The organism is Azospirillum argentinense, assembly GCF_000632475.1.
Lineage (GTDB): Bacteria > Pseudomonadota > Alphaproteobacteria > Azospirillales > Azospirillaceae > Azospirillum > Azospirillum baldaniorum.
The window spans coordinates 322,648-339,534 of the sequence record NZ_CP007797.1 but is presented as its reverse complement, the minus strand read 5'-3'; the positions used below and the strand labels follow the sequence as shown (position 1 = coordinate 339,534).

The 16,887-nt window shown below is 69.1% G+C and carries 18 protein-coding genes; 8 read left to right on the top strand and 10 right to left on the bottom strand.

Annotated features, from left to right (window positions below; genetic code table 11):
* The first annotated feature begins 67 nt into the window (after nt 1-67).
* Entirely contained in the window at nt 68-1,204 is a 1,137-nt protein-coding gene (locus ABAZ39_RS30805) for a BMP family ABC transporter substrate-binding protein (protein WP_081863461.1), read from the top strand.
* A gap of 3 nt (nt 1,205-1,207) precedes the next feature.
* On the opposite strand, the gene ABAZ39_RS30800 is transcribed toward ABAZ39_RS30805, so the two are convergent.
* Nucleotides 1,208-1,918: an RluA family pseudouridine synthase gene (locus ABAZ39_RS30800; RefSeq protein WP_040138143.1), complete on the bottom strand. Its 711-nt coding sequence runs from the start codon at nt 1,916-1,918 to the stop codon at nt 1,208-1,210.
* A 193-nt stretch (nt 1,919-2,111) separates the two neighbouring features.
* Between ABAZ39_RS30800 and ABAZ39_RS30795 the strand changes: the two genes are divergently transcribed.
* The 3 genes from ABAZ39_RS30795 to galU all read left to right on the top strand — a co-directional run bounded on the left by ABAZ39_RS30795 (nt 2,112) and on the right by galU (nt 4,635).
* Entirely contained in the window at nt 2,112-2,858 is a 747-nt protein-coding gene (locus tag ABAZ39_RS30795; protein WP_040138142.1) for a hypothetical protein, read from the top strand.
* 18 nt (nt 2,859-2,876) lie between these two features.
* Nucleotides 2,877-3,632, top strand: coding sequence for a DnaJ domain-containing protein (locus ABAZ39_RS30790; protein WP_081863460.1), 756 nt, complete (start codon nt 2,877-2,879; stop codon nt 3,630-3,632).
* 133 nt (nt 3,633-3,765) lie between these two features.
* On the top strand, nt 3,766-4,635 hold the full coding sequence (gene galU / locus ABAZ39_RS30785) for a UTP--glucose-1-phosphate uridylyltransferase GalU (protein ID WP_040138141.1): 870 nt from the start codon (nt 3,766-3,768) through the stop codon (nt 4,633-4,635).
* A 72-nt stretch (nt 4,636-4,707) separates the two neighbouring features.
* On the opposite strand, the gene ABAZ39_RS30780 is transcribed toward galU, so the two are convergent.
* On the bottom strand, nt 4,708-5,316 hold the full coding sequence (locus ABAZ39_RS30780; RefSeq protein WP_040138140.1) for a hypothetical protein: 609 nt from the start codon (nt 5,314-5,316) through the stop codon (nt 4,708-4,710).
* A complete protein-coding gene (locus ABAZ39_RS30775) occupies nt 5,313-5,873 on the bottom strand; it encodes a hypothetical protein (RefSeq protein ID WP_040138139.1) in 561 nt (186 codons plus the stop codon). Before ABAZ39_RS30775 ends, ABAZ39_RS30780 begins: the two co-directional genes overlap by 4 nt.
* A gap of 279 nt (nt 5,874-6,152) precedes the next feature.
* On the opposite strand from ABAZ39_RS30775, the gene ABAZ39_RS30770 reads away from it, so the two are divergent.
* Both ABAZ39_RS30770 and ABAZ39_RS30765 read left to right on the top strand, forming a co-directional pair.
* A complete protein-coding gene (locus ABAZ39_RS30770; RefSeq protein ID WP_040138135.1) occupies nt 6,153-6,905 on the top strand; it encodes an isochorismatase family protein in 753 nt (250 codons plus the stop codon).
* Nucleotides 6,906-7,034: 129 nt separating this feature from the next.
* A complete protein-coding gene (locus tag ABAZ39_RS30765) occupies nt 7,035-8,219 on the top strand; it encodes a pentapeptide repeat-containing protein (protein WP_040138134.1) in 1,185 nt (394 codons plus the stop codon).
* Nucleotides 8,220-8,227: 8 nt separating this feature from the next.
* Here ABAZ39_RS30765 and ABAZ39_RS30760 read toward each other — a convergent pair whose 3' ends face one another.
* Both ABAZ39_RS30760 and ABAZ39_RS30755 read right to left on the bottom strand, forming a co-directional pair.
* Entirely contained in the window at nt 8,228-9,220 is a 993-nt protein-coding gene (locus tag ABAZ39_RS30760) for a BMP family lipoprotein (protein WP_040138132.1), read from the bottom strand.
* Nucleotides 9,217-9,963: a hypothetical protein gene (locus tag ABAZ39_RS30755; protein WP_051658767.1), complete on the bottom strand. Its 747-nt coding sequence runs from the start codon at nt 9,961-9,963 to the stop codon at nt 9,217-9,219. The genes ABAZ39_RS30760 and ABAZ39_RS30755 overlap by 4 nt, the downstream gene beginning before the upstream one ends.
* 169 nt (nt 9,964-10,132) lie before the next feature.
* Between ABAZ39_RS30755 and ABAZ39_RS30750 the strand changes: the two genes are divergently transcribed.
* Both ABAZ39_RS30750 and ABAZ39_RS30745 read left to right on the top strand, forming a co-directional pair.
* Nucleotides 10,133-10,960 (top strand): SDR family oxidoreductase, encoded by an 828-nt coding sequence (locus ABAZ39_RS30750; RefSeq protein WP_040138131.1) that lies wholly within the window; start codon nt 10,133-10,135, stop codon nt 10,958-10,960.
* Between the two features lie 334 nt (nt 10,961-11,294).
* Nucleotides 11,295-11,552, top strand: a complete 258-nt coding sequence (locus tag ABAZ39_RS30745) for a hypothetical protein (RefSeq protein WP_040138129.1) — start codon at nt 11,295-11,297, stop codon at nt 11,550-11,552.
* A gap of 85 nt (nt 11,553-11,637) precedes the next feature.
* Here ABAZ39_RS30745 and argE read toward each other — a convergent pair whose 3' ends face one another.
* The 5 genes from argE to ABAZ39_RS30720 are packed head-to-tail and all read right to left on the bottom strand — an operon-like array spanning nt 11,638 to nt 16,714.
* Nucleotides 11,638-12,834 carry an acetylornithine deacetylase gene (gene argE / locus ABAZ39_RS30740; protein ID WP_040138127.1) on the bottom strand — a complete coding sequence of 399 codons (1,197 nt, stop codon included), beginning with the start codon at nt 12,832-12,834 and terminating at the stop codon, nt 11,638-11,640.
* Entirely contained in the window at nt 12,831-13,838 is a 1,008-nt protein-coding gene (locus ABAZ39_RS30735) for an ABC transporter ATP-binding protein (RefSeq protein ID WP_040138123.1), read from the bottom strand. The genes argE and ABAZ39_RS30735 overlap by 4 nt, the downstream gene beginning before the upstream one ends.
* Nucleotides 13,835-14,824 carry an ABC transporter ATP-binding protein gene (locus ABAZ39_RS30730; protein WP_040138121.1) on the bottom strand — a complete coding sequence of 330 codons (990 nt, stop codon included), beginning with the start codon at nt 14,822-14,824 and terminating at the stop codon, nt 13,835-13,837. The genes ABAZ39_RS30735 and ABAZ39_RS30730 overlap by 4 nt, the downstream gene beginning before the upstream one ends.
* A 13-nt stretch (nt 14,825-14,837) precedes the next feature.
* Nucleotides 14,838-15,740 carry an ABC transporter permease gene (locus ABAZ39_RS30725; protein ID WP_040138120.1) on the bottom strand — a complete coding sequence of 301 codons (903 nt, stop codon included), beginning with the start codon at nt 15,738-15,740 and terminating at the stop codon, nt 14,838-14,840.
* Nucleotides 15,737-16,714 (bottom strand): ABC transporter permease, encoded by a 978-nt coding sequence (locus tag ABAZ39_RS30720; protein ID WP_040138118.1) that lies wholly within the window; start codon nt 16,712-16,714, stop codon nt 15,737-15,739. The genes ABAZ39_RS30725 and ABAZ39_RS30720 overlap by 4 nt, the downstream gene beginning before the upstream one ends.
* Nucleotides 16,715-16,887: the final 173 nt, after the last annotated feature.

The following is a 16,887-nucleotide window of genomic DNA, read 5'->3' as shown; positions in this document are numbered from 1 at the left end:
ATTGAGGCGAATTGCTTGGTTCGACCGCCATCCGGAGGTTATAGTCCCCCGTCATCGGGAGGCGGGCATGAAGACATTGACCCATAACCGCCGGGATGTCCTCCGGGTGTTCGGGGCCGCGGCCATGCTTCTGACGGCGCCCCAGGCGTTGGGGCAATCGGCACCCTCGTCACCGTCCGCCCTTGGATCGCCCGACTTGGGAGTCGGCGTCCTCTACTGCGGCGACCGCGGGGATTTCGGCTTCAACCAGGCCCATGCGGAGGCCGCCCGCGCCCTGACCGGCCTGCCCGGCCTGCGGCTGGAGGAGCGGGAGCACGCCGCCGGCACGCTGGCCGCCACGGCGGAGGAGCTGGTCGGCCCCGAGGGCTGCCGGATCGTCATCGTCACCGCCGCGGGCGACGCCCTGCCGGGGCTGCTGGCCCAGGCCGACGCCCACCGCGACACGGTGTTCCTGTTTTCCGGCGCGCCGCTGGACCGCGACCGGCTGCCGATCAACACCGGTTTTTTTGAAGGCTATCTGGAGGAAGCTCAGCACATCTCCGGCCTTGTCGCCGGCTACGCCAGCCGGGGCAAAACGATCGGCCTCGTCGCCTCCCACCCCGCACCGGACGTGCTGCGTTGCGTGAACGCCTTCGCGCTGGGCGCCCGGCGCGCCGATTCCGCCACCGCGCTGCGCGTCGTCTTCGTCGGCGAGGCGGCGACGCCGCGGCAAGTCGCGGAGGCCGCCCGCGCCCTGGCCGACGGCGGGGCCGACGTGCTGGCCGCCCAGCTCGACGGGGCCCGCCCGGTCTGCGAGGTGGCGGAGGCCCACGGCATCCTGTGCTGCGGCCTGCACACCGACCTGTCGGCCTTCGCGCCGCAGGGCTTCCTGACCGGAGCCGAATGGGCCTGGGAGAAGGCCTATGCCGAGACCGTCGCGCTGATTGCGGCGGGAAAGCCGTGGAAGCATTTGCGCCAGGGCGGCTTCGACCAGGGCTTCGTCCGCAACACCGCCTATGGTCCGGCGGTGGGGGTGGAGGCGCGGGCCCACGCCGACGCGGCGCGCATGCAGCTCGCCAACGGCAACGCCGCCGTCTTCCGCGGGCCGATCCAGGACAACACCGGACGGACGGTGGTCGCCAAGGGCAAGGCGCTGCGTGGCGGCGACGCGGAGCTTGGCCGGATGGTCTGGCTGGCCGACGGCGTCACCGAGGTCGGGCGCTGACTGTTACGTCCCGCTTCGTTCGGTCCAGCCGCAGGCGATCAGCGCGTCCCGCATGTGCGGCGGAGGCAGTGCCACGGCGGTGACCGGTTCGCGGTCAAAAGCCATGGTGAAGGTGACCGACCGCGCCAGCAAATGCAGGTTTCCCGGCGGCACGCGCACCGGACCGTAATAGGGCTCTCCCACCAGCGGACAGCCGATGGCCGCGCTGTGGACGCGGAGCTGGTGGGTGCGCCCGGTCCGCGGCCGCAGCTCCAGCCATGCCCGCCCGTTGCCGGTTCCCAGCACCTTGTATTCGGTGACGGCGGGCTGGCCGGTGGGGTGCGTCACGATGTTCCAGGCGCCGGGGATCAGCAGCTTCAGCAGCGGGAAGTCGATGACCCCCTCCGCCGTCTCCGGGATGCCCTCGCTGATTGCCCAGTAGGTCTTCTCGACATGGCCGGCGGCGAACATGTCGCCCAGCCGCTTCAGCGCCCAGAGTGACCGGCCGAGCACAAGGCAGCCCGCCGTGTCGCGGTCCAGCCGGTGGGCCAGCCGCGGCGGCGTGCCGTCCCCCTCCGCCAGGAAAGGCAGGTAGAGGTCGAGATGGTCGGTGATCCGCCCGGCCTTGTGCACGGCCAGCCCGGCGGGCTTGTCGATGATGAAGACGTCCTCGTCCTCGTGCAGGATTCGGGCGCGCAGCGTGGTGGGGGTGAAGGTGGTACCGGCGTCGCTCATGGGCGCCACCCAAGCACGGTGCGGGGAGAGGGGCAAGCCCGCCGGCGGCTCCCGCGTCGCGGAACCACATCGGCGGACGCTCTGTTGCCCAACGGGCGGCGCCGTGGACAAGTCTTGGACAAGTCTGGACCCATGCCGCCGCGCCGCCCATCTTTACGGAATGACAGATCACCGTGGCGAGGGGATACGGGCGATGGCTGAACGCGACAATCTGCCGGCGCAGCAGCGGTCCACCCAGACCGAGGTGGACGATTTCCTGAGCCGTGTGGCGGCCCTTCCTCGGGCGACGGGGGGGCCGCGCGGGCGTCTGATGTTCGCCATGGACGCCACGGCCAGCCGCGAGCCGACCTGGGACCGCGCCTGCCAGATCCAGGGCGAGATGTTTCAGGCGACCTCCGCGCTGGGCGGACTGGACATCCAGCTCGTCTACTACCGGGGGTTCCGCGAGTGCCAGGCCAGCCCCTGGGTGGGCAACGCGCAGGACCTGCTGCGGCGGATGACCGCGGTGTCCTGTATGGCCGGCCAGACCCAGATCGCGCGGGTGCTGGGGCACTGCATCAAGCAGACGCGGGACCGCAAGGTCAACGCGCTGGTCTTCGTCGGCGATTGCATGGAGGAGGACGTCGATCAGCTCGCCCATCAGGCGGGCCAGTTGGGGCTGCTAGGCGTCCCGGTCTTCATCTTTCACGAGCGTGGGGACCTGATTGCCAAACGCGCCTTCCAGACGATCGCGCGGCTGAGCGGTGGCGCCTATTGCCCGTTCGACGGCTCGTCCGCCCAGCAATTGCGGGACCTGCTGAGCGCGGTCGCCGTCTATGCGGCGGGCGGCCGGGCGGCGCTGGAGCATTACAGCCGCGGGCGTGGCGACGCGGTGCGGCTGCTCACCAGCCAGCTCGGGAGCGGTCAGGGGGGACGCGGGGGGCAAAGCCATGCATCATAAAGCAGGATTTGGCTAGAGATGGGGCAGAGCGGGATGTTTGGGTTTTTTCTCCTGGGCATCGCTCTGGTGGCCGGCTTTGCCATGCTGGCCCGTGTCTTCGTGTCCGCGGACCCGCGCACGCTGGCCACGGCGGTGCGTTATGGCGGCATCGCGCTCGCGGCCGTGACGGTTGTCGTCCTGACCCTGACCGGACGGCTCGGCACCGCCATGATGCTGGGGGCATTGGCCTTTCCGCTGCTGACGCGCTGGCGGACGCTGCGCGACGCCTTCCGCCCGTCGTCCTATGGAGCCTCCTCGGGCAGCGGACAGACCTCGCAGATCGAGACGCTCTATCTGCGGATGACGCTGCAGCACGACACCGGGGCGATGGCGGGGGAGGTGCTGCACGGGCCGTGGCGCGGGCGGACGCTGGAGTCGCTGACCCTGGGGCAATTGCTGGCGCTGCTGGACGAGTGCCGGCGCGACGATGCGCAATCGACCTCCGTGCTGGAGGCGTGGTTGGACCGCGCCCATCCCGACTGGCAAGCCGCTGAAGAGCAATCCGCCGGACGCGCGAACGATGCCGGTTCGGCGGGCGGCGGCGGTGGTCGTGGCGGCGGTTCCATGACCCGCGACGAGGCCTATGAGATTTTGGGGTTGTCGCCCGGCGCCACACCCGAACAGGTAAAGGACGCCCACCGACGGCTGATGATGAAAGTGCACCCAGATCATGGGGGGTCCACCTATTTGGCAGCCAAGATCAACCAAGCGAAGGATTTGCTGCTGCGCAACTAACCTTTTGCCGGGTTACGGAAGGGGAGTTGCGTCACCGAATTGCCTGTGGCAGAAAGCTGGACGAGCGTTTTGCAAACCTGCGAATCGTCTCCATATTCGAAGTATTTCCTCAAGCAACCACAAGAGAACCCCAATGCGAAAGCCTGTGCGCAAGGTGGTGTTCCCCGTCGCCGGTCTCGGTACGCGCTTTCTGCCGGCGACCAAGGCGATTCCAAAGGAAATGCTGCCTTTGGTCGACCGGCCTCTGCTTCAGCATGCCGTGGAAGAGGCGCGGGCCGCCGGCATCGAGGATTTCGTGTTCGTCACCGGCCGCAGCAAGCGCGCCATCGAAGACCATTTCGACACCGACACGGAACTGAACCGCACCCTTGAGGAGCGCGGCAAGCAGGACGCCCTCGAGGTGGTGCGCGACAGCGAGATCGCGCCGGGCCGCTGCTTCTACACGCGCCAGCAGGTTCCGCTGGGCCTTGGTCACGCGGTGTGGTGCGCGCGGGCTGTGATCGGCAACGACCCCTTCGCCATCGTCCTGCCCGACGACTTCGTCCAGGGCGACACCCCCTGCCTGAAGCAGATGGTCGACGCCTACAACGAGGTGGGCGGCAACGTCGTCGCCGTCGTGGACGTCCCGCGCGAGCGGACCAGCAGCTACGGCATCCTGGATGTGGAGAAGGACGACGGCCGTCTGGCCACCGTGCGCGGCCTCGTCGAGAAGCCGAAGCCGGAAGAGGCGCCCTCCACCCTGTCGATCATCGGCCGCTACATCCTGCAGCCGGAGGTGTTCGATCATCTGGAGAAGCAGCAGCGCGGCGCCGGCAACGAGATCCAGCTGACCGACGCCATGGCCAAACTGATCGGCACGCAGCCCTTCCACGGCCTGCGCTTCGAAGGCACCCGCTACGACTGCGGCGACAAGGTCGGCTTCATCGAAGCCACGCTGGCCCACGCGCTGCGCCGTCCGGACATGGCGGACAAGGTCCGCGACATGCTGCGCAAGTACTGCTGAGGCGGACGGCCCGCGGGGAGGGGCGCCGTCCTTTCCCCGCGGGCCAGGCTGCTTTCGCTGGCTGTATGCTCGTCAACGGCCGCCGGCGGCCCGGCGGGGAGGCCGTGCGGCTTCCTCCGGCGGGGCGGAGCGGCGGAAGGTGCTGAGTTCGGGGATGCGGTTCACCGACAGGCCGGCAACCCGGCAGGGCACCACCTCCAACACCTGGAATCCGGCCTTGCGCGGGTAGCGGGCGCTGACGCGCTCGCGCACCTCCCGTTCCGTTTCGGCGGTCAGGAGACAGCGGCGGATGCCCAGCCAGCCGCGCTGGCCGGTCATCACGGTGGCGTCGCTCGGCACATGACGCACCGCGGCTTCCCAGAACCGGCCCGGACGGGGTTCGGAGCGGTCGAACACGTGATAGCGCACGACCGGCGCGGTCTGCCTCGCCTCCAGTTCGTTCAAGGCGGCCTGCATGTCCTGCTCCGCCTTCTGGGCGCGCTTCTCGGCCTCGGCGTGCTTCTGAGTAACCTGGGAATAGGCGGTGGCGATGTCCTCCACGTCCTTCCCAACCTCCTCCATCTTCTCGCGGATGCGCAACTGGCCCTGCCGCAGACCTTCCAGCTGCCGCCGCCAGTAGCGGTTGGACAGCACCGTCAGCACCATCAGCCCAAGGCTGAGATAGAGCATCATCCCGGTCATGCCGCCGCTCCTTCCGCGTCGGGGTCGGGCGCCTGGGCGAGCGGGACGACCATGGTCGGCAGGACGCCGTTCTTCACGGTGAAGGCGAGGCGCGCCATCGCCGCCGCCTGATCGACGGAATAGGTCCAGACATGGGCGACGTTCGGATAGCTCCAGATCTGGCGGGCGAAGATCACGTCGCGCCGTTCGATGGCGGGGAACTCGTCCTGCACGCTCAGCCGGACCCAGAAGGCGCTCGCCTCCTCGCCGTCGCCCAGTTCATGGACGAACTCCACCTTGGTCAGCTCCAGGGCCCTGATCTCCGACAGTGCCTTCTGCCGTCGCCCGTTGCATTCGGTATAGCGGGCCTGGAAGGCGGTCATTTCCTCCTGCCGCTGCTCCAGCTTGCGGGTCCATTCGCCCAGTGCCGTCTTCTTCCGGTCGTGCTGGCGCATCATCATGGTCTGGCGCGCCTTCTCCGACGTGATCTGCCCGACGTCGATGACGATGGACAGGCCGAGCGCCGCGGCGCTGGTGACCAGCAGAAGCATGCCCAGGAACTCGGCCGATGGAACCATTGGTGTACCTTATGGTTGCGGCGGAAGCTTCGCGTCTCCTTCATTGAGGACCGGGAACCACGACTTGGCACCGCGGTATTCCGTCGCACGGCCCGCCGCATGCAGACAGGAATATGTCGCGCGGTTGCAACAAACGGTCGATCGGGCTGAATTCCATTGATCTTTTCGGACCCATGGGCAAGCGTTCGGCCACAATGTCGCAGTGCTTGGACACAGTCCTGAAATGTTGCGCACCCCTGGTCACAGGACTGACATTTCCACCGTTCGAAGGGAGGACCCATGCTGGACCTGATGACTCGCAGCGACGAGGCGCTGGACACCATCCGCCGCACCTTTCCGGTGGCGCTCGGCGATTACGCGATGCCGGCCGGGGGCACCGGGCTGGTGATCATCGACGAGGTGAAGGGGTTCGCCGCCGTCGGTTGCGGTCCGCTCGCCCCGGCGGCGCCGAACGCCCAGGTCGACCGCATGATCGCCGAGACGGACCGTCTGGCCCGCCGCTTCGCCGGGGCCGGCTGGCCGATCTGCGTCTCGCTGGATCGCCACGCCCCGGACAAGCCGGAACCGCCCTATCCCCCGCACTGCCTGATCGGCACCGGCCATGACGAGCTGGTGTCCGAACTGGCTTGGCTCGAGTCGGAGCCGTCGGCGACCCTGATCGCCAAGGATTGCATCAATTTCTTCATCGGTGCGACCGAACTGGGCGCGGATGGCAAGGCCGGGCGCAACCGGCTGGTGGACTGGGTCAACGGCAACCGGCTGGTGTCGGTCGTCACCGTCGGCATCTGCACCGACGTGTGCGTGATGGACTTCGTCCTGACCCTGCTGTCCGCGCGCAACCACGGCATGATGCCGACGCTGAAGGACGTGGTGGTCTACGAGCCGGGCTGCGCCACCTACGACCTGCCGGCGGAGACGGCGCGGGACCTCGGCCTGCCTGAGACGGCGGCCCACCCGCAGGAGCCGGCGCACCACATGGGGCTGTACATGATGGCCTCGCGCGGCGCGCTGCTGTCCGACACGTTGCGCTGAGGCAAGGCAAATCAAGGCTTTCGCTTTTTCCAGGCGGCTCTGGTAACATCCCAGCGTGGCAAGGGTCCCGATCGTTCAACCGGCGTGCGGTGCCGGCGGAAACGGCTGGACGGCGCGGAGGCGTCGCACGTGGAAGAGCGATATCTGAGGGCGATCCGCAACGCGCTGGTCAAGCATCAGCAATGGCTGACGCGCGACCCCAGCATGAAGGGGCGCTGCGCCGACCTCAGCTTCCACAACCTGTCGGGCCTGGGGCTGCGCCGCATCAACCTCAGCGGCGCCAAGCTCAGCGGTGCGAACCTGAACAGCGCCCGGCTGTCCGGGGCCGTTCTGGCGCGCACCGACCTGTTCGGCGCCGACTTGTCCAAGGCCGATCTCACCGGCGCGTCGCTGGAGGGTGCCGACCTGCGCGGCGCGCGGGTGGAGGGCGCCTTGATGGAGGAGGCCAACCTGCGCGGCGCCGACCTGCGCAAGGGCATGATGCTGGGCGCGGACGAGCGCAAGCCGGCGGGCAACGCCGACGGCAGCACCACCTTCATCGGGTCCAAGATGGCCCGCGCCATCCTGTCCGACGCGCGTCTGGCGCAGTGCGACTTTTCCGGTTGCGATCTCTGCGGCGCGACCTTTTCCGGCAGCGACATGACCGGAACCATCCTGATCGGCGCCAATCTGATCGGCGCGGTGATGGAGCGGGTGGAGATGCAGGGCGCCCTGCTGTGCGGCGCCCGGCTGGACGACGAGTTGCGCCAGACGCTGGAGCGGCGCGGCATCGACGTCGACGGCACCGGTCTGGTCAGCCTTGCCGGGCGGATGGCCGACAGCATTTCCGCCCACCAGCTCTGGGTCGAGCGCAACGCCGCCGCCGGGCAGCGGCTGGAGATGCAGCGCGTCGATCTGCGCGGCTACAACTTCGCCAACCAGCTCCTGGCCGGCAGCGTGATGCGCTTCTGCGGGCTGCGCGGGGCGGATTTCTCCGGGGCGAAACTGGTCATGGCGGATCTGTCCTATTGCGACCTGCGCGAGGCAGACTTCACCAGCGCCGACCTGTCCGGCTGCAACCTGCGCGGTGCCAATCTGGCGGGGGCCAAGCTGTGGCGGGCGCGGCTGCGCCCGGTGGACCTCGCCGGGGACGGCCGCCGCCTGTGGCCGACCAACCTCGCCGAGGCCAGCCTGACCGGCGCCGATCTGCGCGACACCAGCCTCGCCCGCGCGATCCTGCACGGCACCGACCTGACGCGCGTCCGCGCCACCACGGAGACTCTGCGCGGCGCCGACCTGAGCTTCGCCGTCGGGGTGGAACCGCAATACGCCTGAATGGGCGCCTAAACGGCGTCCGCCACCCGGATGCGGCCCTGGATGATGGCGGCGCGCGCCTCCTCCAGCCGGTCCTTCATGGTGGGGGTGACCAGCGCGCGGTTGTTGTCGTCCAGCGCGTAATCGACGCCGCGCTCGGCCAGCCCCAGGGCGCGCGGGCCGGGGGTCCAGGCGCCGCTGCGGCCCTCCCCGAAGGCGCGCTCCACCGCCAGATCCACCCGCTTCAGCATCGAGGTCAGGATGGTGCCGGGGTAGAGGTGGTTCTGGTTGCTGTCCACCCCGATGGCAAGGCGCCCGCCGTCCTTGGCGGCGGCGAAGATGCCGAAGTTGGAGACGCCGGCCCCTGCGAACACCACGTCGGCGCCGCGCTGGAACTGGGCCTTCGCCACCTCCGCCCCGGTGGTCGGGTCGTTGAAGGCGGCGGGGGTGGTGCCGACGAAATTGACCAGCAGGCCGATGTCCGGGCGGGCGTGGCGGGCGCCCTGTTGGAAGCCGGCGATGAACTTGCGGATCAGCGGGATGTCCAGCGCCCCGATGAAGCCGACGGTTCCCGTCCGCGAGGCCATGGCCGCCAGCATGCCGACGAGGAAGGACCCCTCCTGCTCCTTGAAGGTCACGGACTGGACGTTCGGCGCCTCCACCACCGCGTCGACGAGGGTGAATCGGACGGCGGGGTGTTTCGGCGCGAGGCTGGCGAGCGGGGCGGCGTAGTAGAAGCCGATCAGCGCGAGGTCGGTCACGCCGCGGCGCAGCAGGGCGGCCACCGCCTGCTCGAACTGCGCCGTGCTGGCCGGCAGATAGTCGCGGTAGGCGACCCCGGTGGCCTCCTTGAACCGTTCCGCGCCGGTGAAGGCGCCCTCGTTGAAACTCTTGTCGAATTTCTGGCCGACCGCGTAGAGCAGCCCCGGCGCGAAGTCCTGCGCCCGCGCCGGAGCGGCCAGCGTGGCGAGGCCGCCGGCACCGAGCGCCAGGACGGAACGGCGGGAGAGATGGGTCGTCATCGGGCGGGCTCGGTGGTCAGGATTTCGGACACCAGCGCCGCGTGCCGCGCCCGCAGCGGGGCGAGGGCAGGGCTGTCGGGCTGGGGCGGCTGGAGGACGAGCCGCGCGTCGGCGCGCCCGGTCGCGGCCAGGACCGCACCGGGGAAGGCGTCGGATGCGCGGCGCAAAAACTCCGCGAAGGCCTCGTCTGGGAGGCCGTTGTAGGGCGTTCCGTCGGCGCTGCGCAGATTCAGGAACAGCAGCGTATCGCCGAAGGCGGTGTAGCCACCACCCAGCCCCTCATGCTCCGCCGCGGCGGCGAGGAAGAAGCGCTGGGCGCGGTCCGGCGTCAGGCTGCCCGCGGGAAAGCGGACCAGGGCGTAGCCGGTGGCGCCGTCGGCGCTGTCGAAATCGGCCACCAGGACGCTGTCCTGTTCGAGGCTCCAGGCGATGGCCCCGGCCAGACGGTCGGCGGGACCGTCCTCCAGCCGCAGGGTCAGGTGGAGCGACGGGTTGGTGTGGAGCCGGTAACCGCCCATCCGCAGGTCGGCGACCGCGGCCGCTCCATCCAGGCCGGCGGCGTCGAGGATGGCCGGCAGCAGCTCGGTCCGGGCGCGCTCGGTCAGGCGTTGCCGCGCCTCGTAGGACGCGCCGGACGGGGCGCCCGCCGGCACGGCCTCGAAGAACAGATGCTGCGCCACCACCTGCGCGAAGGCGGGCGCCGTGGCGAGGATCAGCGCGAGGGCGAGGGCAAGACGGCGCACCGGCTGAGACTCCCGAACGAGAGGGGCGAGCGCAGTCTAGACGGGATGGCAGCATTGACGCATAGGTCAATTAAATGACGCATGCGTCTGGACGAGTCCTGGGGAATGTGTGCTAGCATCGCCGATAACCGGCCGGCTGCGGCGGAAGAACCATGGGGAGGGAAGCAACATGACGGACGCGCGCACGCTGAAGGGCAAGACCCTGTTCATCACCGGCGCCAGCCGGGGCATCGGCAAGGCGATCGCGCTGCGCGCCGCCCGCGACGGCGCCAACGTCGTCATCGCCGCCAAGACGTCGGAGCCACACCCCAAACTGCCCGGCACCATCTTCTCCGCCGCGGAGGAGGTCGAGGCCGCCGGTGGCAAGGGGCTGCCGATCCTCTGCGACATCCGCGACGACGCCCAGGTCGCTGAGGCGGTGGCCCGCACGGTGGAGGCGTTTGGCGGCATCGACATCCTGGTCAACAACGCCAGCGCGATCAGCCTGACCGGCACGCTGGACACGCCGCTGAAGCGTTGGGACCTGATGATGGGGGTCAACGGGCGGGGGACCTTCGCCTGCTCCCAGGCCTGCCTGCCGCATCTGCTGAAGGCCGAGAACCCGCACATCCTGACCCTGTCGCCGCCGCTGAACCTGAACCCGCGCTGGTTCCAGCACCACACCGCCTACACCATCGCCAAATACGCGATGAGCCTGTGCACGCTTGGCATGAGCGCCGAGTTCCGCGGCAAGGTCGGGGTGAATTCCCTGTGGCCGCGCACGATCATCGGCACGGCGGCCATCGCCATGCTGAAGGGCGCCGCCGAGTTCGACAATTGCCGCAAGCCGGAGATCCTGGCCGACGCCGCCCACGCCATCCTGACCCGCGACGCCAGGACCTGCACCGGACACTTCTTCATCGACGACGAGGTGCTGGCGGAGGAGGGCGTCACCGACCTGGAGCCCTACGCGGTCAAGCCGGGCGCTCCGCTGGCGCCGGACATCTTCCTGGATTGAGGGTGGTCTGAGGTAGCCGTGGAGCACCGTGGGGGCATGCCCACGGCTACCCCTTTTGCGTCTCGTGAACGCTCTTGGCGCAGAGCAGCGTTCCCACGATATCACAAGCATCGGCCGCCGATTTCGATTACACTGCGGTTTGTTTGCTCCCCAAATCGAAAGGGACCCTTTTCGCCGATCGGCTGATCCCCGGATTCAATCCGCCAACCGGCAAGTGTCCGCACGTCCCTTTCCAGCTTGTTTTCACACACCGTCCGGTTGGGGCGGAGCGGATGCTCGAACAGCGTCAAACACTGAGCTTGTCCCAGAACAATCGGTTCATTCCGGAGCTCTTATGACCATCGAGCTGCACACCTTTACCGTTACCCTGAATCACTCGGAAGCAACGGCGTACAAGAGCTTGGCCGAGCATCGGGCCTGGGTCCGCACCGCGGTGTCCGACCTGTCGGAGGTGCTGCGCACCGCCGGCATGGGCGCGGAGGCCCGCCTGCGCGGGCACGACCGCTGCGGTCACCTCGTCGTCGAGGCGACCGACACGGGTGTGAACTTCCTGCGCACCCTGCCGGCCATCGTCAGCGTGGAGGTCCACTGACCGGCGAAGCGCAACGGTCTACGGACAGTTTTAAAAGGGGCCGGAGCGGCAACGCTCCGGCCCTTCCGCGTTAAAGCCCTATTTGTCACAGCCCCTTCTTCGCGGCGTCCCTCAGCCGGTGCAGGAAGCGCTCGGCGCGGGCGAGTTCGCTCAGCTCCACATACTCGTCGGGCTTGTGGGCCTGCTCGATGTCGCCGGGGCCACAGACCACGGCGGGGATGTTGGCGATGCTGGTGAACAGCGCGCCCTCCGTGCCGAAAGCCACCTTGCCATGGCCGTTCTGCTCGGCGAGGTTCTTGACCAGCGTCACCTCCTCCGACTCCGGCGGGGTGTCGAGCGCCGGGCTGTCCGACAGGGTTTCCCAGGAGAAGCCGGCATCCGGACGGACGGCGCGCATCTCCGGCTCCAGCGTCTTGGCGAAGTCCCGCAGCTCCTTCAGCATCGGCGCCACTGGATGGTCGGCGAGATGCCGGATCTCGAACTCGAAGGAGGCGTCGGAGGGGACAATGTTGCGGGCCGTGCCGCCCTCCATCACCCCGGTGTGCACCGTGGTGAAGGGCACGTCGTAATCGTAATCGAACGGCCCCTGCTCGGCGAAGCGGCGGCCCATGCCGCGCAGGAAGGACACCAGTTCCGCCGCGTATTCCACGGCGTTCACCCCCTGCGGGGCGAGCGAGGAGTGGCAGGCGTGGCCGTGGACGCGGCAACGCAGCGCCACCTTGCCCTTGTGGCCGACGATCACCCGCATCCGCGTCGGCTCGCCGACGATGCACAGGCGCGGCTTGACTGCCATCCCGGCAAGCTGGGTGAGCAGGCCGGGCACGCCGAGGCAGCCCAGCTCCTCGTCGTAGGAGAAGGCGTAATGGATCGGCGTCGTCAGGTTGGCGGCCAGGAAGTCCGGCGCCATGGCCAGCGCCGCCGCGATGAAGCCCTTCATGTCCGCCGTGCCGCGCCCGAACAACTTGCCGTCGCGCTCCGTCAGGGTGAAGGGATCACTGGACCAGTCCTGGTCGTCCACCGGCACCACGTCGGTGTGGCCGGACAGGCAGACGCCGCCGCGGTCCATCGGTCCGATGGTGGCGTAGAGGTTGGCCTTGGTCCGCTCCTCGTTGAACACCAGCGTGCTGGACACGCCCAGCGCCGCCAGATGGTCGCGGATGTAGTGGATCAGGTCGAGGTTGGAGTTGCGGCTGGTCGTGTCGAAGGCGATCAGGTCGCGCAGCAGCTCCAGCGTGCGCGGGCTGCACGCGGATGGGCCGGCGGGATCGGATGAGGGCATCATGGACCTGTGGTTTCGTTCAGGTGGCAGGCGGACCAGCGCCGGGGCGCGATCTCGCGCAGGGCCGGGCGTTCCGCCGAACAGCGTGGCATCGCGTGTGGGCAGCGCGGATGAAAGGCGCAGCCCGACGGCGGGTCGAGGGGCGATGGAATCTCTCCGCGGATCGGCGCGAACCGCCGCTTCTCCACGGACACGCGCGGCGCCTCGTCCAACAGCGCCTTGGCATAGGGATGATTGGGTTTGTCGAACAGCTCCGGTGTCGGGGCCAACTCCACGATCCGTCCAAGATACATGATCGCGGTGCGGTCGGAAATGTGTTCCACGACGCCCAGGTCGTGGCTGATGAAGAGATAGGTCAGCGACAGCTCTTCGCGCAGGCGCATGAACAGGTTGATGATCTGCGCCTGGATCGACACGTCGAGCGCCGCGACGGACTCGTCGCAGACCAGCACGTCCGGCTTCACCGCCAGTGCGCGGGCGATGCCGATGCGCTGCCGCTGCCCGCCGGAGAACTGGTGCGGGTAGCGCCGCAGATAGGCGGGGTCCAGCCCGACCTGCCGCAAGGTCGCGGCCACATAGTCCTCCGCCTCCCTCCGCGGCACCAGCCCATGGACCACCGGCGCCTCGCCGACGATGTCGGCCACGCGCAGGCGCGGGTTGAGCGATGCCATGGGGTCCTGGAAGACCATCTGGATCTTCAGGTTGGCGTGATGGCGGTCGGCCGGGGACAGCTCCCGCAGGTCGCGGCCGCGCCAGCGCAGGTTGCCGGCGCTGGGCGGCAGGATGCCGGCGACCATGCGACCCAGCGTGCTCTTGCCGCAGCCGGATTCGCCGACCAGCCCGACCACCTCGCCCTCGGCGATGGACAGGTCCACGCCGCTGACCGCCTGCACCGCCCGGTCGTCGATGGCCGCCCCCAGCCGGCGGGCGAAGCGCTCCACCACGTCCAGCTTGCGCGAGAAGCGCTTGGTCAGCCCATTCAGCTCGATGATCGGGGGAGTGGTCATGCGGCGTCTCCCCGCGCTTCGGCCGCGACGGGGTTCCAGCAGCGCCAGGCGCGGTCCTCCCGCTCCCCCATCAACTCCGGCATCACGGTGCAGGCTCCGGTGGACCGGTCGCAGCGCGGGCGGAAGGCGCAGCCCTCCGGCAGGTCGAGGACGGAGGGCGTCATGCCGGGGATCGAGCGCAGCGGCACGCCGCGCCGGTTGCGGCTGGGCACCGATTCCAGCAGGCCGCGGGTGTAGGGGTGGCGCGGGGTGCCGATGATCTCCGCCACCGTCCCGGTCTCCACCACCCGGCCCGCGTACATCACCGCCACCCGGTCGGCCAGCGCCGAGACGACGGCGAGGTCGTGGGTCACCCAGATCAGCGCCGTCCCCGTTTCGCGGCAGAGCTTTTGCACCTCGAACAGGATCTGCGCCTGGATGGTCACGTCGAGCGCGGTGGTCGGCTCGTCGGCGATGATCAGGTCCGGGGAATGGAGAAGGGCGATGGCGATGGCAACGCGCTGGCGCATCCCGCCGGAGAACTGGTGTGGGTAGGCGGCCAGCCGCTCGTCGGGCGAGGCGATGCCGACGCGGGCCAGCGCCCGGCGCGAGCGCTCCCACGCCTCCGCCCGGCCGACCTTGTCATGAGCCTGCACGGCCTCGACCATCTGCGTGCCGATGCTCAGCACCGGGTTCAGCGTCATCATCGGGTCCTGGAAGATCATGGCGATGCGCCGCCCGCGGATGGCGCGCAGCCGCTTCTCCCCGGCGCCCACCAGATCCTCGCCCTGGAACAGGACCCGGCCACCGACCACCCGCCCCGGCGGATCGACGAGGCCGAGGATGGATTGCCCGGTCACCGACTTGCCGGAGCCGGACTCCCCGACCAGCCCGAGGATCTCGCCGCGGTCGAGCCGCAGGTCGACCCCGTCCACCGCCTTCACGGTGCCGGCGCGGGTGAGGAAATGGGTCTTCAGCCCGTCCACGCGCAGCAGGGGTTCGGTCATCGCGTGCCCCCTCTCAATGGTTGAGCCGCGGGTTGAGGACATCGCGCAGCCGGTCCCCCACCAGATTGATCGCCACGATGGTGATCAGCAGGGCGAGGCCGGGGAACAGGCTGACCCAGTAATCGCCCGACAGCATGTACTGGTAGCCCGACGCGATCAGCATCCCCAGCGACGGCTGGGTCACCGGCACGCCGACGCCGAGGAAGCTCAGCGTCGCCTCCAGCGCGATGGCGTGGGCGACCTGCACCGTCGCCACGACGATAAGCGGCGGCAGGCAGTTGGGCAGTAGGTGGCGCATCATGATCCGCCGGTGGGGCAGGGCAAGACATTGCGCGGCCTCGATGTATTCCTTGCGCCGTTCCACCAGGGCGGAACCGCGGATGGTCCGGGCGTAGTAGGCCCACTGCACGGCGGCCAGCGCGACGATCACCTTGTCGACCCCCTTGCCCAGCAGGGCCAGCAGGATCAGCGCGATCAGGATGGCCGGGAAGGAGAGCTGGATGTCGACCAGCCGCATCACCAGCCCGTCCACCCGGTCCCCCGCATAGGCGGCGAGCAGCCCGACCGCCACCCCGACAGCGAGCGCGATCAGCGTGGCGACCACCCCGACCAGCAGGCTGGTGCGCAACCCGAAGACGATGGCCGACAGCATGTCGCGCCCCTGGTCGTCGGTGCCCAGCCAGTAGGTCCAGCCGCTGCCGCCCAGCGACCCCGGCGCCATCATACCGTCGAGGATGTCGAGTTGGGCGAGGTCGTAGGGGTCCTGCGGCACCACCCAGCGGGCGAGCAGGGCGGCCAGCACGATCAGCACCAGCGCCGCCAGCCCGGCCAGCGCCGTGCGCGACCGCGCGAAGTCCCGCGCCAGCCGCAGGAAGGGCGTCTCGACCGGCGGGGCCTTGGCAACGACGCTGCTCATGCCCGCCCTCCGCCCAGCCGGATTCGCGGGTCGAGCAGCGAATAGACCAGATCGACGATCAGGTTGATGACGACGAACAGCAGCACCGTCACCAGCAGGTAGGCAATCACCACCGGCCGGTCGAGCTGGAGGATGCTGTCGATCAGCAGCTTGCCCATGCCCGGCCAGGCGAAGACCGATTCCGTGACCACCGAGAAGGCGATGACGCTGCCAAGTTCCAGCCCCAGGACGGTGACCACCGGGATCATGATGTTCTTCAGGATGTGCACCCCGACCACCCGCGCGGGCGCCAGCCCCTTGGCGCGGGCGAACTTCACATAGTCCTGCAAGGCGACCTCCCGCGTGCCGGCGCGGGCCAGACGAATGACCAGCGACAGCTTGAACAGGGCCAGATTGACGGCGGGGAGGATCAGATGGGCCAGCCCGTCGGCGGTCAAAAAGCTCCACTGCACGCCGAGGAGGCTCGCCGTCTCGCCGCGTCCGCCCGCCGGCAGCCAGCCCAGAGTCACCGCGAAGGCCATGATGAGCATCATGCCCACCCAGAAGGTGGGCAGCGAGAAGCCGAGGATGGAGCCGGTCATGATGACCCGCCCGGCCATGCTGTCGGGCTTCAGCCCGGCCCACAGCCCCAGTGGGATGCCGAGAACCACCGCCACCAGCATGGCGCAGAGCGCCAGCTCCAGCGTCGCCGGGAAGCGTTGCAGCACGAGGCCGAGCGCCGGCACCCCATGCACGAAGCTGGTGCCAAGGTCGCCGCCGAGCGCGCTGTCCACGAAGCGCAGGAACTGCTCGTGCATGGGCTTGTCGAGCCCCAGCCGGGCGATGGCGGCGGCGCGTTCGAACGCGTCGGCCTCGGGGCTGATGAGCACGTCGATGGGGTTGCCGATGGCGAAGATGCCGGCGAAGACCAGCACCGACATCGCCACCACGACGACCGCGCTCTGCGCCAGCCGTCGGAGGATGAAGACAAGCATGGATTTTAACCCCTAACCCTCTCCCCTCTGGGGAGAGGGTGGCCCGGAGGGCCGGTGAGGGGGATGCGCGTTGCGGAGCGTTCGGCAGAAGCGGAACCCCCTTACCCTAACCCTCTCCCCGCTTTCGGCGGACCGAAGGTCCGCCTGTCGCGTCAGCGCAAACGAAGTTTGCG